Below are 24450 nucleotides of genomic sequence, written 5' to 3' on the forward strand. Positions count from 1 at the left end.
GTTTTTCCATTTGACATTCAGGCATGGACGGTCCGGGATCCACCGGGCAATTCCCGGGGAGAAAACAGATGTCGTTCATTCTGGCGATAGATCAGGGCACAACGTCGAGCCGCGCGATTCTGTTTGATCGGAACCTCAGGATCGCAACGCTTGCGCAGGAAGAGTTTCCCCAGCATTTCCCCGCCAGCGGCTGGGTCGAGCATGATTGCGACGACCTGTGGACCACCACACTTTCGACATGCCGTGCGGCCATGGACAAAATCGGGGTCGCGGCTTCCGATATCGCCGCGATCGGCATCACCAACCAGCGCGAAACCACCGTGGTCTGGGACAAGGCCACGGGCAAGGCGATCCACAATGCCATCGTCTGGCAGGACCGGCGCACTTCGGATGTCTGCCAGCGTCTGCGGTCCGAGGGGCACGAGGAAACCGCGAGCCAGCGCACCGGCCTGCTGCTCGACCCGTATTTCAGCGGTACCAAGGTGGCCTGGATACTGGACAATGTCGACGGTGCGCGGCAGCGCGCCGAGGCGGGCGAACTCGCCTTTGGTACGGTCGACAGCTGGCTGATCTGGACTCTCACCGGCGGCAAGGTTCATGCGACCGATGCCACCAATGCGGCGCGCACCTTGCTATATGACATCCGCAAGGGGCGATGGTCGCAAACCATGTGCGACATGCTGCGCGTGCCGATATCGATGCTGCCCGAGGTGCGCGATTGCGCTGCGGATTTCGGACAGTCAGAGGCCGATCTGCTCGGAGCGCGGATCCCTATTCTTGGCGTCGCCGGCGATCAGCAGGCGGCAACCATCGGCCAGGCCTGTTTCCAGCCCGGCATGATGAAATCGACCTATGGCACCGGCTGTTTCGCGCTGTTGAACACCGGAGAAACGCCTGTCGTCTCGCAGAACCGGCTGCTCACCACCATCGCATATCAGCTGGACGGGAAACCCACCTATGCGCTGGAAGGCTCGATCTTTGTCGCCGGTGCAGTGGTGCAATGGTTGCGCGACGGGCTGAAGATCATCAGGGCGGCGGACGAAACCCAGCCGCTGGCAGAACAGGCAGACACCGCGCAGAACGTGGTGCTGGTGCCCGCCTTCACCGGCCTTGGCGCACCCTACTGGAATGCCGACTGCCGGGGCGCCGTGTTCGGCCTCAGCCGCAATTCCGGACCGGCCGAATTCGCCCGCGCCGCGCTTGAGAGCGTCGGATACCAGACCCGCGACCTGCTCGAGGCGATGCAGGCCGATTGGGGCGCATCGGGTGACACCGCGCTGCGCGTAGATGGCGGCATGAGCGCCTCGGATTGGTCGATGCAATTCCTCGCAGACATTCTCGGTGCACAGGTTGACCGGCCCGAAATCCTGGAAACCACCGCGATGGGCGCGGCCTGGCTGGCAGGTCAGAACGCGGGTCTTTATCCTGACATGGACGGCTTTGCCCGGACCTGGGCACTTGAGCGCAGCTTTTCACCGGGGATGGAGCCGGATACGCGCGAGCGCAAATACGCCGCCTGGCAACGTGCCGTGGCTGCCGCCCAGAGGTTCTAATCGGGAGGCCGCGCGCGTTTCGCGCCGCGTTCGAAAGACCCGGCGTCACCCGATACCGGCTGATCGCAAATCGACGTTTCCGCGATTCAGCGCGGCAAGGATCGGATGTTTCGCCGTGCCGCTGCGAGCGGCGCGATTATTCTTCTTTTCGGGCGGGCCTTGCCCTTGGTGCAATTCACTGAAATTTTGCACGGATTCCTCATAAGGGCCCGAATCTTGCACCTTCTTCGCTCACTTGGTCCGGCGGTTGCGCATGTACCGCCATTGGAAGCGCTGCGCGCGGGCGCGGGCGCCCTTGCCGGTCTGGGCCTGACCGGGCTTTTCCTGTTGTCGCCGGGCGTAGATCTCAACCTCGGGCTGTATCTCGTGGCCCCGTTCGGCGCGAGCGCGGTCTTGCTGTTTGCAATTCCCAACAGTCCGCTTGCGCAACCCTGGTCCGCCATCGTCGGCAATACGGTTGCCGCGCTGGTCGGTGTCGCGGTCTGCATGACGATCGCCGACCCGGTCTTGCGCATCGCATTTGCAGTGGCGCTGGCGCTGGCGGCCACCATGCTCTGCCGCGCCGTCCATCCTCCTGCCGGCGCAGTGGCGATGACCGCTGCCATGAACCCCGATGCAATCGACGCCCTGGGCTTCTGGTTCGCCCTGTCGCCCATCGCGGCAGGAACGGTCTCGCTCGTCATCCTTGCAACCATCTACGCCCGGCTGACCGGTCGCCGTTATCCGTTCCGGCAATTTGACGACCCCAGCCCGCACGGCACCCATGACCGGGCACCGCTCGAACGGCTGGGCCTTTCCGAAGACGAACTGACCCGGATTCTGGAACGCTATCGTCAGTCATTCAATCTTGGCGTCGAGGACCTCGCCCGGCTGATCGGCGCCGCCGAACTCCAAGCCGCGACACATAACACCGGGCCTCTCACCGCACAGGATATCATGTCACGCGACCCGGTTTCGGTCAGTCCCTCTACCAGCCTGTCAGACGTCGCTGACCTGTTTAAACACCATCGATTCACATCGCTCCCGGTGGTGGACGAGAACGCGCAATTCCAGGGTATCATTTTCCAGATACATCTCATCAACCGGGCCAGAGACGATGCGATGCAACGGGATCGCGGCTTCCGGCCCGCACTGAAACGGCTGCTAGATCGTGACAGGGCCCTGCCGGTCAGGGCCGGGGACATTATGAAGGCGTCGGGGCCACGCGCCACCCCGCGCATCCCGATCGGTGCCTTGCTGGCGATGATGGCGGACGGCGATGTCGATGCTGTTCCGGTTCTCGAACACGGGCGCGTCACCGGCATCGTCACGCGCACCGACCTGATCGCCGCAATGGCGCGACAGGCCGTCCGCAACACCTGATATCGCCGTCAGGTCCGCAAAACGAGCCTGACGGTCGCCTGTCTCACACCCGTTCGATGGCGATGGCGGTTCCTTCGCCGCCACCGATGCAGATCGCCGCGATTCCGCGCCTGAGATCACGCTTCTCCAGCGCGTTCAGAAGGGTCACCATGATCCGCGCACCCGACGCGCCAATCGGATGACCAAGCGCACAGGCTCCGCCATTCACATTGACGATATCGCGCGGCAGGCCCATTTCCTTCATGAAGGCCATGGGCACCACTGCAAACGCCTCGTTGACTTCCCAGAGATCGACGTCGTTCTTGTCCCAGCCCAGACGCGCAAGCAGTTTCTTCGCCGCAGGCACCGGCGCAGTCGGAAACAGGGCCGGGGCCTGCGCGTGTGAGGCATGCCCGAGGATTCGGGCGCGAATGGTCAGCCCATTGGCTTCTGCATGATCACGCGACGACAGGATCAGTGCCGCCGCACCATCGGAGATGGACGAACTGTTCGCCGCCGTGACCGTACCGCCCTTGCGAAAGGCCGGCTTCAGCATCGGGATCTTTTCCGGCCGCGCCTTGGCCGGCTGTTCGTCACGGGTGATGATCTCTTCGCCGGTCCGGGCGTGCACGGTAAAGGCGGCGATTTCGTCGTCAAATGCGCCGCTGCGCTCCGCCGCAAGCGCGTTGTCCAGCGATCCGATCGCATATTGATCCTGATCTTCGCGGGTGAACTGGAACGCTTCGGCGCAGTCTTCGGCAAACGTGCCCATCAGCCGGCCCTTGTCATACGCGTCTTCGAGCCCGTCGAGGAACATGTGGTCGATCACCTGGCCGTGGCCGATGCGGGCACCGCCGCGCATCTTGGGCAGGATATAGGGCGCGCCTGACATGCTCTCCATACCGCCCACCGCCATGACATCGGTCTGCCCCAAGGCGATCTGGTCAAATCCGGTCATCGCCGCCTTCATGCCCGAACCGCACATCTTGTTGAGCGTCGTCGCCGGCACCTCTTCACCCAGCCCGGCGGCAAATCCCGCCTGGCGCGCGGGTGCCTGTCCCTGCCCCGCGGGCAGGACACAGCCCATCAGAAGCTCGTCAACCGTATCCGTACCGGCACCTTTCAATGCCGCCCGGATCGCGGCCCCGCCCAGATCCGCCGCCTGAACGCCGTCGAAAACCCCCTGGAATCCGCCCATCGGTGTGCGCGCCGCACCGCTGATGACCACCTCTTTCATGTTAGTCCCTCCGTTTCCTCTGGGTTGCATACCTAATGGTAAGGATTGCCGTCTAGCGTTTCCTGCACGACCAATACCTGAAATGGAGTAATCCGGTGAGCCTGACCAGCACAGCAACCGATACCGCCCAGATCATCACCGTCAATGCCGCACGCATCGATGCGGCGATGGCGATCCAGTTCAAGGAAGACATGCGCGCACATTCGGCCGACGGACCGGCCCGTGTCATCCTCGACCTGTCTGCCGTGGAGTTCATCGACTCAAGCGGCCTTGGCGCCATCGTCGCCGCGATGAAGCAACTTGGAAGCGGTCGCAGGCTGGACCTGGCGGGGCTGACACCGACCGTTGACAAGGTGTTCCGGCTGACGCGGATGGACACGGTTTTCGACCTGTTTGCCTCTTTGGACGATGCCATAGCGGCCGAGGCGGGCTGATCCATCGGAGACGCTTGAGATGAGTGGCAAATGGGCAGGTTTTACGCACACATTCATGGCAACCGAGCAGAACACGCGCATCGCCCTCGCGGAAATCATGACGCATCTTCAGACCGTCGGAGTGCCGGAAGAGCAGGCTGGCGGCGTGGAAATCGCCCTTGCCGAGGTGGTCAACAACATCGTCGAGCACGCCTATCGGGAGGTCGCGGAGGGCCGCGTCGTCTTTCGGGCGGGCGTAAAAGGAAACGTGCTTCGGGTGCTGATCGTGGATGCCGGTGTCGAACTGCCCGGATCAACGCTGCCGGAAGGCAAGCCCGCCAATCTCGACACCGGGCTGAACGAGCTCCCCGAGGGCGGTTTCGGTTGGTTCATGATCCGTACGCTTACCCGTGACATCCGCTACAGGCGTTTGCGGGGTCGCAACCATTTGCGCCTGATGTTTGACCTTATTCCAAAAGTCTGTTGAGCAACTGCAAATACGTCATCGCCCCAAAATGGCCCAATTGCCTCCCAATCGCTGACCCAATGAAAGGGCAAAACGTAAGGGTAGCTGCAAATAGCTTCCCTTGGTGCCATGTGTCATAGCCCCCACCCAGTACGTGGCACCAAGGAATTTGCAGGCTACACCGTTCCCCATATTGGCATTCTGCACATCGCCGCATAGTCTCGCGCGACAATTGGGAGAGACATGATGCGCGATTTTCAGGTTCCGGGCCGCTCGGCGGTGCTTTGCACGAACGGCATGTGTGCCACCTCGCATCCGCTTGCGGCTCAGGCCGCGGTGGATATCCTCAAACGCGGGGGCAATGCGATGGACGCGGCCATTGCGGGCGCAGTGTTGCTCGGAATTTGCGAACCCCAGATGACGGGAATCGGCGGCGATTGCTTTGTCCTCTATTCCCCTGCGGGCAGCGATGACATCCATGCGATGAACGGATCGGGCAAGGCACCAGCCGCGGCGGACGCAAACCGGCTGCGCACCACCGGGCTGCGCGCCATCGAACAGAGCAGCCCGGACGCCGTCACAATACCCGGCGCGATGGATGCGTTCTGCCACCTCTCCGAAACCGTCGGCGTTCTGGGGCTTGACGCTTTGTTGCAGCCAGCCATTCACTACGCGGACAACGGCGTGCCGGTTGCCCCCCGCGTGGCTTTTGACTGGAAAAATGACGCACCGGTCCTGAATGCCCGTGCGCGCGAATGTTATCTGGTCAACGGCGAGGTTCCCAAACCCGGTCAGATTTTCCGCGCTCCGGGACAGGCCGAGGTGTTGCGCCGCGTCGCCAGGGACGGGCGCGATGCCTTTTACACCGGTGAGATCGCCGAAGACATGGTCAACTCGCTCGCCGCGTTGGGCGGCGTGCACAGCCTTGAGGATTTTGCCGCTACCGCCTGCGAGGCGACGACGCCGGTCAGTGGCAACTATGGCGGCGTCGAACTGGTCGAGCACCCGCCCAACGGCCAGGGGGCCACCGCGATCCTGATGCTGAACATCCTGTCGCATTTCGACATAGCGTCGATGGACCCGCTGGGTGCCGAACGCGCACATATCGAGGCCGAGGCCGCCAAGCTGGCCTATGATACCCGCAACCGCTTTATCGCGGACGCTCGCCACATGGACCGGCTCGATCATATGCTCGCCCCGGAAACGGCGGCCGCGCTGGCGGCGCTCATCCGCCGCGATGCGGCCATGCCCGCAGCGGCGCCGCTGAGCGAAGCGGTACACAAGGACACGATCTATATCACCGTGGTCGACAAGGACCGGATGGCGGTTTCACTGATCTATTCGATCTTTCATGGCTTTGGCTCGGGGATCGCCACAGACAAATTCGGCATCCTGCTTCAGAATCGCGGTCAGGGATTTACGCTCGAATCCGGCCACCCGAACGAACTGGGCGGTGGCAAGCGGCCCATGCACACAATCATTCCCGGAATGCTGCGTGAAAATGGACGCGTGACGATGCCGTTTGGCGTCATGGGCGGGGCCTATCAGCCCAATGGGCATGCGCGCCTGATCAGCAACCTGCGTGATTTCGGCATGGAAATGCAGCAGGCGCTCGACGCACCGCGTAGTTTCTCGGACGCTGGCGACATGAAGGTCGAACGCGGATACAGCGACGCCGTGCGCCAGGAGCTTGCCGATATGGGTCATGCCGTCTCGATCCCCGAAACCGCAATTGGCGGCGCGCAGGCGATACGGATTGACGATGACGGCCTGCTCGTGGGCGCGAGCGACCCGCGCAAGGACGGTTGTGCGCTTGGCTACTGACCCGCCGTCGACGGGCCGGGGTCAGTTCAGCTGAAAGTGCAGCGGATAGGCCCCGTCCTGAAACGGGCCGAACATGTCGGGGATGTCGGGATGATCGACCGGCTCTCCGGAATAATCCGCGACGAGATTCTGTTCGGACACATAGGCCACATAGTAGGATTGGTCGTTTTCCGCCAACAGGTGGTAAAACGGCTGTTCACGCACAGGACGACTGTCTTCGGGGATAGCTTGATACCATTCCTCGGTGTTGGCAAACTCGGGATCGACGTCAAAAACGACACCGCGAAACGGGTGTTTCTTGTGACGGACAACCTGACCGAGGTTATATTTTGCGCGCGTACTCAGCATAACAGTGGTGCCCCTACCTACCTTAATTAACCTTTTCAAGTCGCTTTTGTCCAATATATGCGTTCAAAATCAAAGAAACAGTCTGTGAGCGCCCAATTGACAGTCGCTCTCTTGCAGCGGTCGGCAGATGGGACACCAGCGCGAGACGGACCGTCGCAATCTCCGCCGATCACGCCGAATTGTGATTCCATAGGAGACGATTTTCCGATAGGATTTGCTCAAAAAAGGCACGAGGCAGATGAGCAGAACTCTTCGCGCGATGATGCTGTTGCTGATTCTGGCATCCTGCGGCGGCGGTCACAAAACCCCGCCACAGAACATGGATGACGCATGCAGCATCGCGAAACAGCGCCCGAAATACGTCAAGGCATTCCAGGCGACCGAGCGCCGCTGGGGTGTTCCCGTGCATGTGCAGATGGCAACCATCTATCAGGAGAGCCGGTTCCGCGGCAACGCCCGGACTCCGTACAATTATGTGCTGGGTGTGATACCGATGGGACGTCAAAGCAGCGCCTATGGCTACAGCCAGGCGCTGGACGGGACATGGGACGATTACCGCAAACAGACAGGACGCCGCAGCGCCAAGCGTGACCGGATACGTGACGCGACCGACTTCATGGGCTGGTACATGAACCAGAGCCGCGAGAAGAACGGTATCGCGCTGACCGATGCAAGGAACCAGTATCTGGCCTATCACGAGGGGCAGCAAGGATTTGCGCGCGGGACCTACAAGAACAAGACCTGGCTCATGCGTGTCGCCAACCAGGTGCAGGACCGCTCGAACATCTATGCGGCGCAGCTCGCGAATTGCAAATCCTTCCGCTGATCCCGTCGGAACGCAGCCTTGGCTCTTTGGCGTGTCCACCCCGCACAGCGTCTCGGAACCAGCGCCAGGTCTTCAGGTGCATCTGGACAGTCGCAAAACGCGTTAGCGGTTCGATCCCCTGCGATTTCCGCCCTGTGAACTGAAGAGCGAACTTCCCAGCGCCTCTCCCTTGGTCAGCTCGCCCAGCACGACGGTAGTCTGGCCTCCGGAACTGTCGTGAATGACCCAGCTCCGCAGCTCCATCGGATTACCCGAAAACTTCAGATCGATGCGCCCGTAATCCGGATTCTTGGGATCCTGCGCGGTGACGACAGTCGCGGTGCCGTCGAAACTGTGTCCGACGACCATGTTCGCCTGACCCAGATTCACCTGTCGATCAAGGATGATCGACAATGGCGTGCGCTTGAGAGGATAGCTTTCAGGAGGCTGGTTCGATTTGGGATCGTGGATCACCACCGCCCCGGCCCCGGCGACAACCGTTGCGCCATTGGGCGGATCATACTCAAAACGCATCCGGCCCGGCCGGTGCAGGTATAGTTTGCCGGTCGATTGGCTTCCATCGTCATTGTATTGTGTAAACGGAGCCGAAACCGTGGTCAGACCGTTCAGATAGGTCGAGATCGTGGACAGGGGAACCTTGCCCTCTGCGAGGGCAGATGTTGCCGATAGCGCCAGGACAAACCCGGCCAGGAGCTTTGCCAATTTGTTCATACTGTCCAGATAGCCCCGCCTGCGCCTCTATTCATCCCCCGTTCGCTCACATCGGCGTGTTTCAGCGCGCAGATGATCGATCAGCCGAAGTCGTGATAACTGTCGAGATAGGTCTTCACGTCCTGGAGCGGTGTGTTTCTGAACACGATGTCAAAGTCGATATCTGCGCCGTCATCGAGTCTGAGCAGTGTATTTTTCCCCTCCACACGGGTTCTGAGCGTGAAATCCTCACGAGACAGATCCGCCTCCGCGAAATCCAGAGTGTCGGAATAATAGGCAAAATCGCGGATCTTGTCGGTGCCGCCGATCCTGCCGGGGTGAAAGAGGAAAACATCGGCATCGCCGCCACCGGTCAGGATATCGGTGCCTTTGCCACCCTCCAGTGTATCCCGGCCAAAGCCGCCGTGCAGACGGTCATGTCCGGCACCGCCGCGCATGAGGTCGTTGCCGTCACCGCCCAGCAATACATCGTTGCCGGCACCGCCATAGAGCTTGTGAACGCCCGGATCGGCATAGCGCCTGTCGTCCTGAACGCCGCCGATCAGACGATCATCGCCGCGCATGCCGAACAACCAGTCGGCACCCTCCATACCCTTCAGGACATCGTCGCCGCCGCCGCCATAGATCCTGTCGTCACCGTCCCGGCCGACAATGATGTCATCGCCGTTCCGTCCCGACAGGATGTTATTCCCCTCGACCCCCATGATCTCGTCATCGCCATGAGACCCTTTGATCTTGAACACCTCGCCTTTGAACCCGAAGGTCCAGCCGGTGAGGTCCGCGGATTCGCCATAGATCAGCCTGAGAGCCTGCACATCCATGGGTCCGAGTTTGTCGGTCGGAGTCGCCGCGAAATTGTAGGACATGACGGTCTGGCTGAAATCATCGAGATGCGACGCCAGCCGGAGATCGCCATCATGGGTATGGGACAGCCCGACCGAATGACCGACCTCGTGCAACAGGATCCCGAAATTGTTCCCCGACAACTTGTCACCGCGGGTGACGTCGATCACGTAATCTCCGCTGGAAGAGGTATAGTCCGTCACATAAGGGTAATACGCCCAGCCTCCATAGGCCGATCCGGTGACCGCATGGGCATTGATCATCGCCTCGCCCGTCGTTTCCACGAACGTGATACCAGCGACCGCCGCAAACTCGGACATCGCGGAACGGACGGCGTCCTGTTGCGCGCTCGACATGGCATGAACCGCCGTCGCCGAATAAGGCAGGCTGACCACCGACGGCAGGTCCTCAGGCGTATAGAAACTATAGGTTACAAAGACGGGGAACCCGAGGTCCTCGGTCGCATTCCAGCGGCGTTCTTCGGCGTCAAGATATGCAAGAATTGCAGTATAGTCGGAAACCACCGGCATCGTTTAAGCCCTCACAAAAATCATTAAACAATGCCTGAAACATAACGCCGAACCCCGTGACTTGCCAGACCCCTCCCCTCAAGATTGTTCGGGAACGAGGATCTCGCGCTTGCCAACGTGATTGGCCGGGGACACAAGCCCTTCTTCCTCCATCTGCTCCACGAGGCGGGCCGCCTTGTTGTAACCGATCGCCAGTTTGCGCTGGATATAGCTGGTCGAGCATTTGCGGTCCTGGATCACCACCTGCACCGCCTTGTCATACAGCGCGTCCTCGCCATTGGTGTTGCCACCCAGACCCAGAACCGCGTCGATATTGCTCTCTTTCTCTTCGTCCGGCCCTTCGACCACGCCGCTCATGTAGCTGGGCGGGCCAAAGGATTTGAGATGGTTGACAACCTCCTCCACCTCTTCGTCGGAAACGAACGGGCCGTGGCAACGGGTAATCTTGGCACCACCCGCCATATAGAGCATGTCCCCCATGCCAAGGAGCTGCTCTGCGCCCATCTCGCCAAGGATCGTGCGGCTGTCGATCTTTGACGTGACCTGAAACGAGATGCGCGTCGGAAAGTTCGCCTTGATCGTACCGGTGATCACGTCCACCGACGGGCGTTGCGTTGCCATGATCAGGTGAATGCCCGAGGCCCGTGCCATCTGCGCCAGGCGCTGGATGCAGGCTTCGATCTCCTTGCCCGCGACCATCATCAAATCCGCCATCTCGTCGACGATCACGACTATGAACGGCATCGCCTCGGGTGCGAACTCTTCGGTCTCGAAAATCGGATCACCCGTTTCGTCGTCAAAGCCCGTCTGGACCGTGCGGCTGAACATTTCGCCCTTGGACAGCGCGTCGCGGACCCGGCCATTATAGCCCTCGATGTTGCGAACGCCCATCTTGGACATCTTGCGATAGCGGTCCTCCATCTCGCCCACCACCCATTTGAGCGCCACAACCGCCTTTTTCGGGTCGGTCACAACCGGCGACAACAGGTGCGGAATTCCATCATAGACCGACAATTCCAGCATCTTGGGGTCGATCATGATCAGGCGGCACTCTTCCGGTGTCAGCTTGTACAACAGGCTGAGGATCATGGTGTTGATCGCAACGGATTTACCCGAACCGGTTGTGCCCGCGATCAACAGGTGAGGCATCTTGGCAAGGTTTGCGACCACCGGGTCCCCGCCGATATCCTTTCCCAGAGCCAGCGGAAGGCGCATGTTGCTGTCGCCAAAGTCGCGCGCGGCGAGAACCTCGCGAAGGACACACATCTCGCGATTTTCGTTGGGTAGTTCAATCCCGATCACCGAGCGCCCCGGCACGGTGCTGACCCGCGCGGACAGCGCCATCATCGAGCGCGCGATATCGTCGGAGAGGCCAATCACCCGGCTCGCCTTGAGGCCCGGTGCCGGCTCAAGTTCATACATCGTCACCACCGGACCGGGGCGCACGCTGACGATCTCGCCCTTGACGCCGTAATCGTCCAGCACGTTTTCCAGCATCCGCGCGTTTTCCTCGAGCGCCTCGTCGCTCAGGTGATGACGCTTGATATTGGAGGGGTCGGCCAACAGGTTGAGCGGCGGAATTTCAAATTCCGGTCCCTTGTCCTCAAAGGCCAGCGCGGGCTGGGCTTCGGCCTGCGCCCGGCGCGACGGCGCAGGGGCCTTGCGCAGCGGGTTCAGAACGACCTTGCGGGGCTCGGCAACCGGTATCGTCGGAAGCTCGGGTTCCGGCGGCGCGGCCAATGGCAGGATTTCGTCCGGATCATCGGCTTCGATCACCGCGTCCTCGGGCTCAAACATCGCCGGGTCGATCATTTCCGGTTCGCGCCGTGGCATGTCCCGCCCGGCAGGCGCGCGCAGCATGGGTTCGGGCGGCAATTCCGCCTGAGCAGCGGTCAGCGGCGGTTCGGCACGCAAACCGGTCGAACGCGACGTATCCAGCAACAGCGGATCCGGACCACGCCCCCGCCCCTTGGTCAACGGGCGGGTCGGATCGGGTTTCGGTTCGCCAGGGCGGAGCCGCGAGCGGACGGCATCGGCTATCTTGGCGCGGATACGGTCGTCGCCCGGCATGTCGCCATAGACATCGATTTCCTCCGGGGCCTCGACCAGTTCGGATTGCGGCATCGGATCGGCCCGGCGGATCAACGACGGCATGCGCGACAGGAAACCGCCACGCTCTTCCGGCGCGTCGTCATCGTCATCCCCCATATCGAGTTCCGGATCATCGGCGACCCGGCGGATGGTGAAGGCGTCGTCATCATAGTCGGCATCCGCGCGCGCGATGCGGCGCTCTGCAAACTGCGCGGCCCGTTCACGCGCCGCACCGGCGGCGGAAACCGCGCCACGTCCAAGCGCCGAGCGCAGCCAGCTATAGCCCATGATCAACCCATAGAGCGACAGGCGCAGGCCCCGTCCCAACTCGGCACGGGTGAACCCAAGCACATAGGCGGCCAGCGACACCATGCAAATTGCCGTCAAGAAAGACATCAGCTTGAGCGCGAGATGCGATCCGATGGGCAGCAAGGTCAGCAGCAGACCCATCACAGTATCGCCGAACAACCCGCCCAGCCCGAAGCTGTGGGTTGCGCGCCATTCCGCGCCGGGCACCAGCGTCGCGGCGTAGATCGAGGCAAGCGCGATGGCAATCGGGGCAAAGATCGCACGGCTGACGGCCCGCTCCTCGCCCGAATGAAACGCAAAGCGCGCACCCCAGACCAGGCAAACCAGCGCAATCCCCCAGCTTCCCCAACCAACGATCATGAAGAGAGGCGCCGCGATCGAGGCGCCGAAGGATCCGAGCCAGTTCTGAACCGGTGCGTCGGTCGATACCATCCAGTTGGGGTCGTCCGGCGTGTACGAGGCGATCATCGCCGCAGCCGCGAGACCCAGACAGATCAGCACAATCCCCAGCAATTCCTTGCCGCGTTTTTCGATTGCGGCCTGCATGTTGCTGTCCAGCAAAGGATCCCGACTGCGTGTGTGATATGCCATAACTACCCTCGATCTACCTGTACAAGCAGTCGCGCAGCTTGATCAGCCCGCCCTGCGTGTCGTCTTTTGGGGCCACCATCGCGACCCGGATGTAACCTTCACCGGGATTGTCACCCGGTTTTCCCTGCGCAAGATACGCCCCTGGAAGCACGCGCACCCCGGTTTCCTTCCAGAGCTTCAGCGCCGCATCTTCGCCATTCTCGACCGGCAACCAGAGGAAAAACCCTGCCTCGGGCGGCATATAGCCCTGAACGCCGCCAAGGACGTCATCGGCAACCGCAAATTTCTCCTGATAAAGCGCCCGGTTTTCCACCACATGCGCCTCGTCCGCCCAGGCGGCAGCGGCGGCGGCTTGCAACGGACCCGGCAGCGGCGCCCCCGCATAGCTGCGCAGCAGCCTGATCTGTGCGATGTTCTCGGGGCCGCCCGCGACAAAACCAGAGCGAAGACCGGGCAGGTTGGAGCGTTTGGACAGGGAATGAAAGATCGTCACCCGCTCGGGGTCCGCGCCCATTTCATGCGCAACCTGCAAGGCGCCAGGCGGTGGCGTATAACGGTAGATCTCGGAGTAACATTCGTCCGCAAAAATCCGGAAGTCATACTGCTCGGCAAGCGAAATCAGATTCGCCCAGTAATCCCGGCTGGCAACCGCGCCCTGCGGGTTGGCCGGTGAACAGACATAGACGATGGCCGTTCGGTTCAACATGTCGGCGCCGACCGAGGCATAATCCGGCAAATGTCCGGTCGCTGCGGTCGCGGGCACAAAGACGGGATCCGCCCCGACCGAGATCGCCGCGACCATGTAGACCTGATAGAACGGGTTCGGCGTCAGGATCGCCGGCTTCTGGCCATTCTTGCGCTCGGGGCATAGCGCCATCGCCGCGTTGTAGAGCCCTTCGCGGGTGCCGTTCAGGGCCATCACCTGCCGGTCGGCTGCAATCGTCACGCCATAGCGGCGGGCGATCCAATCCGCGATCGCGCCCCGCAGCGCCTCATCCCCGTCATTCGCGGGATAAGAGTTAAAGCCGGCGGCATTCTCGACGATGACATCCGTAACCCATTGCGGAAACGGGTGTTTCGGCTCTCCTATCGTCATGTGGACGACATCGCCCCCGGGCGCGTGAACGTCCAGTAGCGCGCGCAAACGCGGAAATGCATATTCCGGTAGGTTCGAAAACCGCTCGGGAAGATTCATGTTGTTGCCTCAGGTCGGGATCATTGGCGTCCCGTTGGGCAACAGATTACAGACGCGGTGCCGTTCCGTCCAGACAAAGGGTGCCCGGAAACCGGATTTGTGGCTTTCAGGCCAACGCCGCCTCGGCGGCCGCGCCCAGCCGCAAGAGTGCCTCTTCTCCGTTCGGCGCACCCATCAGCGAAATGCCGCAGCTTGGCCTCGCGGTCGGCAGGGTCAGCGCACAGAGCCCCATCAGGTTTCCGATCCGCGTGTTGCGCAGGCTCAGCAGATTCTCGGTGACGTAATATTCGGAGTCAGACAGCAATCGGTCCAGATTTGGCGGCAGAATCGGCGCTGTGGGGCAAAGAATGGCATCATAGCCAGCGGTCCGCGCATGCCACGCGGCGCGCGCTTCGCGCAGCTTTGCCCATGCGGCAACATAATCCGGGCCCGAAAAATTCGCGCCAGCCCTGAACCGGTCGCGGATTTGATCATACATCAGGTCCGGATTCGCCTCGATCACATCCCGCCAGAGCCCATAGGCTTCGGCGGTATAAAGCACGCCGCTCAGCGCCATGGCGTCGGTGAGTTCGGGCACGGAAACCGGCTCGACCTCGGCTCCCGCCCGGCTCAGGCGGTTGACGGCGTCGTCATAGGCGGCACGGGGCGCATCGCGCACATCATCCAGCGCCACGGTCTGAAGCAGGCCAAGCCGCCGCCCCGCAAGCGACGCCCCCCTCAGATCCGCCGCCGGCCCCGCTTCCAACGCCGCAAGCATCAGCGCCGCATCCTCGACCGTGCGGCAAAGCGGGCCGACCGTGTCGAACTCGAGACACAGAGGCACAACCCCCGACAGGCTGACGCGTCCCGACGTGGTTTTCAGCCCCACGAGGTCATTCCAAGCAGCAGGAATCCGGACCGAGCCGCCGGTATCAGAGCCGATGCCGATTGCCGACAGGCCAAACGCGACCGACGCACCGGCACCCGAGGACGAGCCGCCCGGAACCGCGCTTTTGTCATTTACGCACGGCGGCGTTGCGGTCACCGGGTTATAGCCGAGACCGGAAAAGGCCAGTTCGCTCATATGAGTCTTGCCCAGACAGATCGTTCCCATCGCGGTGGCATTGCGCAGCACATCGCAATCGGCCGTCGGCACCCGGTCTTTCAACAGGGCGGAACCCGACTCGGTCGCCGTGCCCGCACTGTCAAACAGGTCTTTCCAACTGATCGGCACCCCGTCCAGCGGCGAGAGCCGACGTCCGGCCTCGGCCCGCTCCCGCGCCGCGTGGGCCTCGGACAAGGCGCGATCACGGGTCACGCGTGCGAAAATCCGGTCACGCAGCGGATGCGCATCGATCGCATCGAGGTAGGTCTGGGTCAGCGTCACCGGATCGATGTCACCTGCGGCAATGCCGCGCCCCAGATCGCCCGCACTTTGTGTCAACCAGTCCTGCATGCCGCGCTCTCCAAGATTGCCCCGGCGACCCTAGCGACAGCACCGCGCATGGACAATCCCGTTCGCAAGGTCATATTGCGCATCATGGATATGGACACCGATATCATCATCGTGGGCGGCGGCCTGAACGGGCCGGCGCTGGCGCTGGCGCTGGCGCGTACCGGCCAGACCGTTACGATCATCGACGCCTTGCCGGCCGAAACCCGGACGGATGCGGAGTTTGACGGGCGCAGCTATGCGCTGGCACTGACCTCGCAACGCCTTTTGCAGGGGATAGATATCTGGAACCGGGTCGCCGCAGACGCCCAGCCGATGCTGGAAATCAAGGTCACGGATGGCCATGCGGGGCATGGTCCTTCGCCGTTCTTCATGCATTTCGACCATGCCGAAATCGAAGAAGGGCCGATGGGCTACATGGTCGAAGACCGCCACCTACGCGCAGCGTTTCAGGCGGCGATGGATACGACGCCAGGGATCACGCAGGTCAACGGCCGCCGCGCCGTGGCACAGGACGTCGATGTGTCGCGCGTGTCGGTCACGCTTGACGATGGCCGCCAGGTCTGCGGACGGGTTCTGGTCGGGTCGGATGGCCGCAACAGCGGCACCGCCGCGCGCGCCGGGATCAGGCGCACCGGATGGGAGTACGGGCAGACCGCTCTGGTCTGCGCGATTGCCCATGAAAAGCCCCACAATGGCATCGCCCACCAGTTTTTCATGCCGCCGGGACCGCTTGCCATCCTGCCGCTGACCGGGAACCGCTGTTCGATTGTCTGGAGCGAAAGCACAGATCAGGCACGACGGATCAATACCCTGGATGACGAGGGCTATCTCGCGGCGCTTCGACCGCGATTTGGCGGCTTTCTCGGCGAGATCTCGCTGGCCGGCGGGCGCTTTACCTATCCGCTGAACCTGACCCTCGCAAACCGTTTCATCGATGCGCGCCTTGCCCTGATCGGCGACGCCGCGCATGGGGTGCACCCCATCGCGGGGCAGGGCCTGAATGCGGGTCTGCGCGACGTGGGGGCGTTGGCCGAGACACTGACGCTGGCAGCGCGGCGCGGCGAAGATATCGGCGCGTCCACGGTTCTCGAACGGTACCAGCGGTGGCGGCGATTTGACGCCACGACACTCGCACTCGCGACAGATGCGTTCAACCGGCTGTTCTCGAACGACAATGCCCTGCTGCGCGTTGGCCGCGATCTTGGCATGGGGCTGGTCAATGCGGTGCCCGGGCTGCGGCGCGGCCTTATCCGCGAGGCGGCGGGTCTGACCGGCGAGTTGCCCCGACTCATGCAGGGCAAACCGATCTGATCGTATTTCGGGTCAGGATGCCCTACGCGCAAACAGTCCCGGCTGCCGGAACGCATCGCGCAATTGACGTTCGGTTGCGTCGTCCCCGATACCGTGCGGACCCGGTCGCGCCGTCAATATCGCGCGCAGGGACTTTTCACGCGCTTTCAGGCGCACAAGCTCTGCGCGGATATAATCGAGTTCTTTCGCAGGTTGGTAAGTCATCGTCATCTGGCGTCCCCTATGCTGCGCGGACAGACTAGCCAGAGGAGTTCTAAGACCCGGTTAAGGCCGTCAATCACTCCAGTGTGCGCGCCTCGTCGACCAACATGATCGGAATCCCGTTGCGGATCGGAAAGGCGAGACCGGCGGATTTCGATATCAACTCCTGCCTTTGCGCATCATAGCGCAGGGTCGTCTGGGTCTGCGGACAAATCAGCGCTTCGAGCATGCGCCGGTCAAACCCGGTTTCAGTATCTGTCATTGCAACGGTTCCTCATGTGCGCCACCGCCGCGCAGGGCATACTCGATCAAGGTGATCAAGGTTTCACGACGGGTTTCCAGGCTCGGCGCCTCAAGCAGCGCCTGCTTCTCTTCCGGTGAAAAATTCAGCAACATCGATAACGAGTTGATCAACAACTCATCGTCGGCCTCCTTGATCGTATCCCAATCGGTCGACAGCTGTTGCGTCGAAAAATACCGGTCGAGCAGACCGAGAAACCGGCCGCGATCGAACCCGCCATCCGTCTCGGTCGGTCCGAGATCCCGATCGAACCCTTCCCAGTCAATCTCGAACCGGCGATAGGGGCAGAAACTGTCGCTCTCCTGTCGGGTTCGGAAACGCGAAACTCCGGTCAACGTGATCATGTACCGCCCGTCCTCCGTTTCGGAAAACTGGGTCACCCTCCCCGCACAACCGATGCGATGCACCGCGGTTTCCGATCCGGGGAACGGATTGGGCTGCACCATGCCGATCAGCCGCTGCGGTGTTTTCAACGTATCTTCGAGCATTTGCAGATAGCGCGGCTCGAAAATATGCAGGGGCAGCCGCGACCGGGGCAGCAAAAGCGCCCCGGGAAGCGGGAACACGGCGATGGTGTCCGGCAGGTCTGCGGATTTCAACATGCTGATGAGTGTAGCCTTGTTGCGGCGTTAGGCAAATATCATCGAGCTGAGTTTGCGCCGCCCGTTCAGAACCACCGGATCGTTGGGCTTGAGCGCATCGAAAATGGTAAAGAGCTGGGTCTTGGCGGCCCCGTCGTTCCACTCGCGATCCTTGCGGAAGATCTCGAGCAGCAAATCAACGGCCTGCTGAACATCACCGCTGGCGTGAAGCGCGAGCGCGAGATCAAAACGGGCCTGCAAATTCTCGGGATCGGCCTCGACCGCAGCGGTCAGATCCGAGATCGGGCCCGCATTCGCCGCCTGCCGCGCCAGTTCGATCTGGGCGTGGGCGGCCTCAAGCTCGGCGCTGCTGGAGATTTCGGCGGGTGCGCCGTTCAGGATCGCCTCGGCCTGGTCGATATCGCCCATCGCGATATGCGCCCGCACCATGCCACCGTAAGCGCCCGCATTGTTCGGGTCTTCGGCGAGGATGGCGGCAAATGTCTGGGCCGCGTCAACTGCGGCGCCATCGGCGAGCATTTCCTCGGCAGCCTCGACGGCCGCATTCAGCGTCTCGCCCGGCGACTCGCCGCCGCTCGCCGACACCACCCGGTCGATGAATGCCTTGATCTCGGACTCGGGCTGCGCGCCCTGAAAGCCGTCGATCGGCTGGCCCTTGAAAAACGCGTATACTGTCGGAATCGACTGAATCTGCAACTGGCCCGCGATCATCTGGGCTTCGTCGACATTGACCTTGACCATCTTGACCGCACCCTTGGCCGCGATCACCGCTTTTTCCAGCGTCGGGCCAAGCGTCTTGCACGGGCCGCACCACGGCGCCCAGAAATCGACGATAACAGGGATGGTTTGAGATGTTTCGACCACATCCGCCATAAAACTGGCCTCGGTGGTGTCCTTGATCAGGTCCGCAGGCGCCTCGGCACCGGTCGATAGTTCGAGCATGTCGTAATCTCCTTGGAGCTTGGCCCCCTATATGAAATCTGCTGCCCCGGAAACCAAGGGGGACAGTTGTAAAATGTCACATATCTAAAGGTCGAACCTGGCAAAGACCGGCGCGTGATCGCTTGGCTTGTCCCAACCGCGCGCGTCGCGCAGGATGCGGCTTGAGTGTCCTGCGGATGAAATGTCCGGCGTCGCCCACACATGATCGAGACGTCGCCCCTTGTCTGCCGCGGACCAGTCACGCGCGCGGTATGACCACCAACTGTACAATTGCCCGTCCGGGATGTCCTGACGCGTGATATCCACCCATCCGCCCGCGTCCTGCGTCTGCGCCAGATGTTCGACTTCAATCGGCGTGTGGCTGACCACCTTCAGCAACTGTTTATGGCTCCAGACGTCATCCTCGCGCGGCGCGATATTCAGATCGCCGACGAGAATGGATTTCGCCGGCTTTTCCGAGTGGAACCAATCGCGCATTTCGGTCAGGTAGTCGAGTTTCTGGCCGAACTTCTCGTTCTGTTCGCGATCCGGCACATCGCCACCGGCTGGCACATAGAAGTTGTGGATCGTCACGCCGTTTTCCAACTGTGCGGCAATGTGGCGAGCATGGCCAAGACCGGCAAAGTCCCTGTCTCCGACCTCGCGCAGAGGCAGGCGAGAGAGGATCGCGACGCCGTTATACCCCTTTTGCCCGCGCGCAATCATGTGGGTATACCCGAGTGCGGCGAAGCCCTCGGTCGGGATCTTGTCCACCGGCGATTTGCATTCCTGCAAACACAGCACATCCGGCGCCTCTTCCTGCAACAGCTTGAGCACAATGGGTTCGCGCAGCCGAACCGAGTTGATGTTCCATGTGGCCAGCGAAAAGCTCATGTGCGTGATCCGATCCTCGTAAATTTGCGCAAATCTATGCGCGGCGCCCGGAAGAGGCCAGCGCGAAGTGCACAGACCGCTGCAACGCGATGCCAAACGGGTCGCGCCTTCGCACAAAAAAAGGCCGGGTGCAAAACCCGGCCCAGTCCAACAGGGAGGTTGCATGTCAATACCCGGACATACACGGGATGCTCTGACCATAGCGGCGCAGAGGCGTGGTGTCTGTGAGCCGCAACAATCATTTCAACTATAGCGTGTAGCACGGAATATGTAAATATTTCATGTCACGCAACAAGCCGATACCCGCCTGATTCCGTTACAAGCAGGCGTGCATTCGACGGATCCGGCTCGATCTTCTGGCGCAGGCGATAGATGTGGGTCTCGAGCGTGTGGGTCGTCACACCCGCATTATAGCCCCAGACCTCGTGCAGAAGGACCTCACGCGCGACCACGCCGTCGGTCGAGCGGTAAAGAAACTTGAGAATGCTGGTTTCCTTTTCGGTCAACCGAATCTTGCGGTCGTCCTCGGTGATCAGCATCTTCATCGACGGCTTGAACGTATAGGGCCCAAGCTGGAATACCGCGTCTTCCGATTGCTCGTGCTGACGCAGCTGCGCCCGGATCCGCGCCAGCAGAACCGGAAACTTGAACGGCTTGCTGACATAATCGTTTGCGCCCGCATCCAGACCCAGGATCGTATCCGCATCGCTGTCGTGACCGGTCAGCATCAGGATTGGCGATTTGACCCCCTGCTTGCGCATGAGGCGGCACAATTCGCGCCCGTCGGTATCGGGCAGCCCCACGTCCAGAATGATCAGATCATAGAGGGCTTCCTTGCTGCGCTCCATCGCGCCCTGGCCGTCTCCGGCTTCGAACACGTCGAAATCCTCGGTGAGGAGCAATTGTTCGCTCAGCGCCTCACGCAGATCGTCATCATCATCCACCAGAAGGATCTTCTTGAGTTGTGGCATCGCGCAATTCTCCTGTCTGACATTGGTCGGCGGCCCCGCATACCAGCCCGCAAACGTTCCGCAAGCTGCGGTTCGTGATCGCGGCGGCAGAGTGCCGGGCCTGACGTCCGTTTCCGATCACAGATGTGTGCAGAAGCGTGAGGCGGCAAGGATTGCTGCAATTTTTCACGGTGACGTGTCCCGTATCGCGGAAATGTTTCACAATCCGACAGTCCACGGTGACCGCGCCGGCGACGTTGCGTTCCGGCCCGACTGGTATCGCGAAAAAGGACGGGCCCCGGAAATGCTCCGGGGCCCGCAAGTGCTTTCATGTCAATGAACGACGACATCATCCGGTCTCGGGCGATCGGACGTGCCCAACCGCTCGCCGATGATCAATCCATCGGGACCGGCCGTCACCGGAACAGTATCGCCATCGCGTATATCCCCGGCCAGCAGGGCCTCGGCCAGCGGGTTCTGCAAGGCCCGCTGGATCACCCGCTTCAGCGGGCGCGCGCCGAACACCGGGTCATACCCCTCGTCCGCCAGCCACTTGCGTGCCGAGTCGTCCAGTTTCAGGTCGATCTTGCGACCGGCCAGACGCTTTTCAAGCCGTGCCAGCTGGATATCGACGATGCCGTCCATGTTCGCACGGTTCAGGCGGTCAAAGATGATGGTTTCATCCAGACGGTTCAGGAACTCGGGCCGGAAATGCGCCCGCACCGCGTCCATCACGTCACGCTTGGCCTCGGATGCATCGGCATGTTCGGGCAACTGGCTCAGCGCCTGCGCTCCGAGGTTCGAGGTCAGGATGATCAGCGTCTGCTTGAAATCGACCGTCCGACCTTGCCCATCGGTCAGCACACCGTCGTCAAGCACCTGCAACAGCACGTTGAACACATCCGGATGCGCCTTTTCGACCTCGTCGAACAGAACCACCTGATAGGGACGTCGCCGCACCGCTTCGGTCAGCACCCCGCCCTCGTCATATCCGACATAGCCCGGAGGCGCACCGATCAGACGGGCAACGCTGTGCTTTTCCATGAACTCTGACATGTCGATACGCACCATCGCGCCGTCATCGTCGAACAGGAATTCGGCCAGCGCCTTGGTCAGTTCGGTCTTACCCACACCGGTCGGCCCGAGAAACAGGAAACTGCCCAGCGGGCGGTTCTCATCCTGCAATCCGGCCCGCGCACGGCGCACCGCATTGGAAACCGCGCGCACGGCGGTATCCTGACCGATCACCCGCTTGTGCAGGCCATCTTCCATGCGCAGCAGCTTTTCGCGCTCGCCTTCCAGCATCTTGTTGACCGGGATGCCCGTCCAGCGTTCGACCACCGAAGCGATTTGTTCCGGGCGCACCTTTTCCTCGACCATAACGCCGCTGGCCTCGGATTCCTCGGCCTGTTGCAGCTTTTTCTCAAGCTCGGGAATGACGCCGTAAGACAATTCACCCGCCTTGGCCAGGTTGCCCTCGCGCTTGGCGATATCCAGTTCGGCACGAGCCTGATCCAGCTGTTCCTTGAGGTCGCGCGCGCCGGCCAGCTTGTCGCGTTCCGCCTGCCACTGGGCAGTCAATTCGGCGGATTTCTCCTGAAGGTCGGCAAGGTCCTTTTGCAGGGTTTCCAGCCGATCCTTGCTGGCAACGTCGTCTTCCAGCTTCAGCGCCTCTTCCTCGATCTGCATTTGCAGGATCTGGCGATCCAGCTGATCGAGTTCCTCGGGCTTGGAATCCACCTCCATACGCAACCGGCTCGCGGCCTCGTCCACAAGGTCGATCGCCTTGTCGGGCAGGAAACGATCCGTGATATAGCGGTTGCTCAGGGTTGCGGCCGCCACCAGCGCGGCGTCGGAAATGTCGACCCCGTGGTGGACTTCATATTTTTCCTTGATGCCACGCAGGATGCTGATCGTGTCCTCGACCGTGGGTTCCTGCACCATAACGGGCTGGAACCGCCGGGCAAGTGCTGCGTCTTTCTCGACATACTTGCGATACTCGTCGAGCGTGGTCGCACCGATACAATGCAACTCACCCCGCGCAAGCGCCGGCTTGATCAGGTTGGCCGCATCCATCGCGCCATCGGTTTTACCGGCACCGACCAGCGTGTGCATCTCGTCAATGAACAGGATGATCTCACCCGCGGCCTCGGTCACTTCGGTCAGGACCGCCTTGAGCCGCTCCTCGAACTCACCGCGATATTTTGCGCCGGCAATCAGCGCACCCATATCCAGCGCCAACAGCTTCTTGTCTCGCAGGGATTCCGGCACATCGCCGTTTATGATGCGCAGCGCCATGCCCTCGGCAATCGCGGTCTTGCCCACGCCGGGTTCACCGATCAGCACCGGGTTGTTCTTGGTGCGCCGGCTCAGAACCTGCATCGCACGGCGGATTTCCTCGTCGCGCCCGATGATCGGGTCGATCTTGCCCGCACGCGCCGCTTCGGTGAGATCCCGCGCATATTTCTTGAGCGCGTCATAGCCTTCTTCGGCCGTGGCGCTGTCTGCGGTACGGCCCTTGCGGATGTCGTTGATCGCCTCGTTGAGCTTTTGTGCGGTCACGTCACCGGCATCCAGGGCATCCTTGGCCTTGGATTTGACCATGCACAGCGCCATAAGAAGCCGTTCGACGGGAACAAAACTGTCCCCCGCCTTGGTCGCGATCGCCTCCGCTTCGGCAAGAACCTTGCCGGTGCTGCTGTCCATGTAGATCTGTCCGGCGTCACCGCTGACCTGCGGGATCCTGGACACCGCCAGATCGACCGCTTCAACCACCCGGCCTGGATTGCCCCCGGATCGGCTGATCAGGTTGCTGGCCAGACCCTGGTCGTCGTCCATCAATGCCTTCAGGATATGTTCGGGGGCGAGCCTCTGATGCCCCTCACGCAACGCGATCGTCTGCGCCGCCTGCACGAAGCCGCGTGCACGCTCGGTGAACTTGTTCAAGTCCATCTTTCTCTCCTTTTACAAGCGCCCTGAACTGGATTGCGCCCGCTTGGCGGCACGCACCCGATGGGCCTCGCATTCAATCTGGGGAGCAGACCGCCACGTTCAACCCCCGGAGGATGGCTTTTCTGTAAGCATGTTGCACAAATCGTTACCGTTGCGTGGCTGGTCCTTCGATTTGACTGCGGGATGCTGGGATGCCTTTCAAATTCAACGCGTCGTGGCGGGATAAGTTTGCGCAGGCAAAGTCCCGTGTGACGAACCGGGCCCAATACAACGAGGTACACCGAATATTGCGGCAAGGTCGAGACCATGCCTATCAGCTTTACCTGACCGTCGAAGACGTGGATCACACCAGTGGTCTTTCCCCACTGAAGTGGTGCTCCGGTATGTTTAAAGCGTCCGGCCTACAACGAAGCCCTGAAACGCCGTGGCTTGCTGACGATCTGGTTCGACCCCACGATGAACTGGGACCCTATGTGTTCAGTCCCGGCATTTGGTGGATCGGGTTCAAGATGAATCTGTCCGGCTCTGAAGTCCAGATCTTGCAGATGTACTCGTAAGGTGTGAGCCCGTTGAGGGTCTTGAGCCGTCGCGCGAAGTTGTATGCT

The 24450-nt window shown here is 61.6% G+C and carries 21 protein-coding genes and 1 pseudogene; 7 read left to right on the forward strand and 15 right to left on the reverse strand.

The window, feature by feature from the left end:
- The first annotated feature begins 68 nt into the window (after window positions 1-68).
- Window positions 69-1553 carry a glycerol kinase GlpK gene (gene glpK / locus AB9K34_RS05995; RefSeq protein WP_369953506.1) on the forward strand — a complete coding sequence of 495 codons (1485 nt, stop codon included), beginning with the start codon at window positions 69-71 and terminating at the stop codon, window positions 1551-1553.
- Between the two features lie 216 nt (window positions 1554-1769).
- Window positions 1770-2915: an HPP family protein gene (locus tag AB9K34_RS06000; protein ID WP_369953507.1), complete on the forward strand. Its 1146-nt coding sequence runs from the start codon at window positions 1770-1772 to the stop codon at window positions 2913-2915.
- Window positions 2916-2958: 43 nt separating this feature from the next.
- Here AB9K34_RS06000 and AB9K34_RS06005 read toward each other — a convergent pair whose 3' ends face one another.
- Window positions 2959-4131, reverse strand: a complete 1173-nt coding sequence (locus tag AB9K34_RS06005) for an acetyl-CoA C-acyltransferase (RefSeq protein WP_369953508.1) — start codon at window positions 4129-4131, stop codon at window positions 2959-2961.
- 95 nt (window positions 4132-4226) lie between these two features.
- On the opposite strand from AB9K34_RS06005, the gene AB9K34_RS06010 reads away from it, so the two are divergent.
- The 3 genes from AB9K34_RS06010 (at window position 4227) to AB9K34_RS06020 (ending at window position 6834) form a co-directional block, all read left to right on the forward strand.
- The gene (locus AB9K34_RS06010) at window positions 4227-4565 is read left to right on the forward strand and encodes an STAS domain-containing protein (protein ID WP_369953509.1); all 339 of its coding nucleotides are present in this window, start codon (window positions 4227-4229) and stop codon (window positions 4563-4565) included.
- 19 nt (window positions 4566-4584) lie between these two features.
- The gene (locus AB9K34_RS06015) at window positions 4585-5031 is read left to right on the forward strand and encodes an ATP-binding protein (protein WP_369953510.1); all 447 of its coding nucleotides are present in this window, start codon (window positions 4585-4587) and stop codon (window positions 5029-5031) included.
- 225 nt (window positions 5032-5256) lie between these two features.
- Complete coding sequence (locus AB9K34_RS06020) at window positions 5257-6834, forward strand: gamma-glutamyltransferase family protein (RefSeq protein WP_369953511.1); 1578 nt, start codon at window positions 5257-5259, stop codon at window positions 6832-6834.
- A gap of 21 nt (window positions 6835-6855) precedes the next feature.
- Here the strand turns inward: AB9K34_RS06020 and hspQ are convergent, their stop codons facing one another.
- Entirely contained in the window at window positions 6856-7182 is a 327-nt protein-coding gene (gene hspQ, locus AB9K34_RS06025; RefSeq protein ID WP_369953512.1) for a heat shock protein HspQ, read from the reverse strand.
- A 238-nt stretch (window positions 7183-7420) separates the two neighbouring features.
- Between hspQ and AB9K34_RS06030 the strand changes: the two genes are divergently transcribed.
- Window positions 7421-8008: a lytic transglycosylase gene (locus AB9K34_RS06030; RefSeq protein ID WP_369953513.1), complete on the forward strand. Its 588-nt coding sequence runs from the start codon at window positions 7421-7423 to the stop codon at window positions 8006-8008.
- A 102-nt stretch (window positions 8009-8110) separates the two neighbouring features.
- Here the strand turns inward: AB9K34_RS06030 and AB9K34_RS06035 are convergent, their stop codons facing one another.
- From AB9K34_RS06035 to AB9K34_RS06055, 5 genes are all read right to left on the reverse strand, one after another.
- The gene (locus AB9K34_RS06035; RefSeq protein WP_369953526.1) at window positions 8111-8710 is read right to left on the reverse strand and encodes an outer membrane lipoprotein carrier protein LolA; all 600 of its coding nucleotides are present in this window, start codon (window positions 8708-8710) and stop codon (window positions 8111-8113) included.
- Between the two features lie 89 nt (window positions 8711-8799).
- Window positions 8800-10092 carry a type I secretion protein gene (locus tag AB9K34_RS06040; protein ID WP_369953514.1) on the reverse strand — a complete coding sequence of 431 codons (1293 nt, stop codon included), beginning with the start codon at window positions 10090-10092 and terminating at the stop codon, window positions 8800-8802.
- 78 nt (window positions 10093-10170) lie between these two features.
- Window positions 10171-13083, reverse strand: a complete 2913-nt coding sequence (locus tag AB9K34_RS06045; protein WP_369953515.1) for a DNA translocase FtsK 4TM domain-containing protein — start codon at window positions 13081-13083, stop codon at window positions 10171-10173.
- A 13-nt stretch (window positions 13084-13096) separates the two neighbouring features.
- Window positions 13097-14278 carry an aminotransferase class I/II-fold pyridoxal phosphate-dependent enzyme gene (locus AB9K34_RS06050; protein WP_369953516.1) on the reverse strand — a complete coding sequence of 394 codons (1182 nt, stop codon included), beginning with the start codon at window positions 14276-14278 and terminating at the stop codon, window positions 13097-13099.
- 106 nt (window positions 14279-14384) lie between these two features.
- Window positions 14385-15713, reverse strand: a complete 1329-nt coding sequence (locus AB9K34_RS06055) for an amidase (RefSeq protein ID WP_369953517.1) — start codon at window positions 15711-15713, stop codon at window positions 14385-14387.
- A 48-nt stretch (window positions 15714-15761) separates the two neighbouring features.
- Here AB9K34_RS06055 and AB9K34_RS06060 point away from each other — a divergent pair, with 48 nt between their 5' ends.
- Window positions 15762-17024: a UbiH/UbiF/VisC/COQ6 family ubiquinone biosynthesis hydroxylase gene (locus AB9K34_RS06060; protein ID WP_369953518.1), complete on the forward strand. Its 1263-nt coding sequence runs from the start codon at window positions 15762-15764 to the stop codon at window positions 17022-17024.
- Between the two features lie 12 nt (window positions 17025-17036).
- Here the strand turns inward: AB9K34_RS06060 and AB9K34_RS06065 are convergent, their stop codons facing one another.
- The 8 genes and pseudogenes from AB9K34_RS06065 to AB9K34_RS06100 all read right to left on the reverse strand — a co-directional run.
- Window positions 17037-17234, reverse strand: a complete 198-nt coding sequence (locus AB9K34_RS06065) for a hypothetical protein (protein WP_369953519.1) — start codon at window positions 17232-17234, stop codon at window positions 17037-17039.
- A gap of 67 nt (window positions 17235-17301) precedes the next feature.
- The gene (locus AB9K34_RS06070) at window positions 17302-17487 is read right to left on the reverse strand and encodes a Trm112 family protein (protein WP_369953520.1); all 186 of its coding nucleotides are present in this window, start codon (window positions 17485-17487) and stop codon (window positions 17302-17304) included.
- Window positions 17484-18128: an LON peptidase substrate-binding domain-containing protein gene (locus AB9K34_RS06075; protein WP_369953521.1), complete on the reverse strand. Its 645-nt coding sequence runs from the start codon at window positions 18126-18128 to the stop codon at window positions 17484-17486. Before AB9K34_RS06075 ends, AB9K34_RS06070 begins: the two co-directional genes overlap by 4 nt.
- Window positions 18129-18155: 27 nt before the next feature.
- The gene (gene trxA / locus AB9K34_RS06080) at window positions 18156-19070 is read right to left on the reverse strand and encodes a thioredoxin (RefSeq protein ID WP_369953522.1); all 915 of its coding nucleotides are present in this window, start codon (window positions 19068-19070) and stop codon (window positions 18156-18158) included.
- Between the two features lie 84 nt (window positions 19071-19154).
- Window positions 19155-19943, reverse strand: a complete 789-nt coding sequence (locus tag AB9K34_RS06085; protein ID WP_369953523.1) for an exodeoxyribonuclease III — start codon at window positions 19941-19943, stop codon at window positions 19155-19157.
- 284 nt (window positions 19944-20227) lie between these two features.
- Window positions 20228-20914, reverse strand: a complete 687-nt coding sequence (locus tag AB9K34_RS06090) for a response regulator transcription factor (protein ID WP_369953524.1) — start codon at window positions 20912-20914, stop codon at window positions 20228-20230.
- A gap of 312 nt (window positions 20915-21226) precedes the next feature.
- Window positions 21227-23845, reverse strand: a complete 2619-nt coding sequence (clpB, locus tag AB9K34_RS06095) for an ATP-dependent chaperone ClpB (protein WP_369953525.1) — start codon at window positions 23843-23845, stop codon at window positions 21227-21229.
- 469 nt (window positions 23846-24314) lie between these two features.
- A pseudogene (locus AB9K34_RS06100) lies at window positions 24315-24450 on the reverse strand (IS481 family transposase); the annotation flags it as partial.

Origin of the sequence: Sedimentitalea sp. XS_ASV28, assembly GCF_041224545.1 — a bacterium.
Lineage (GTDB): Bacteria > Pseudomonadota > Alphaproteobacteria > Rhodobacterales > Rhodobacteraceae > Sedimentitalea.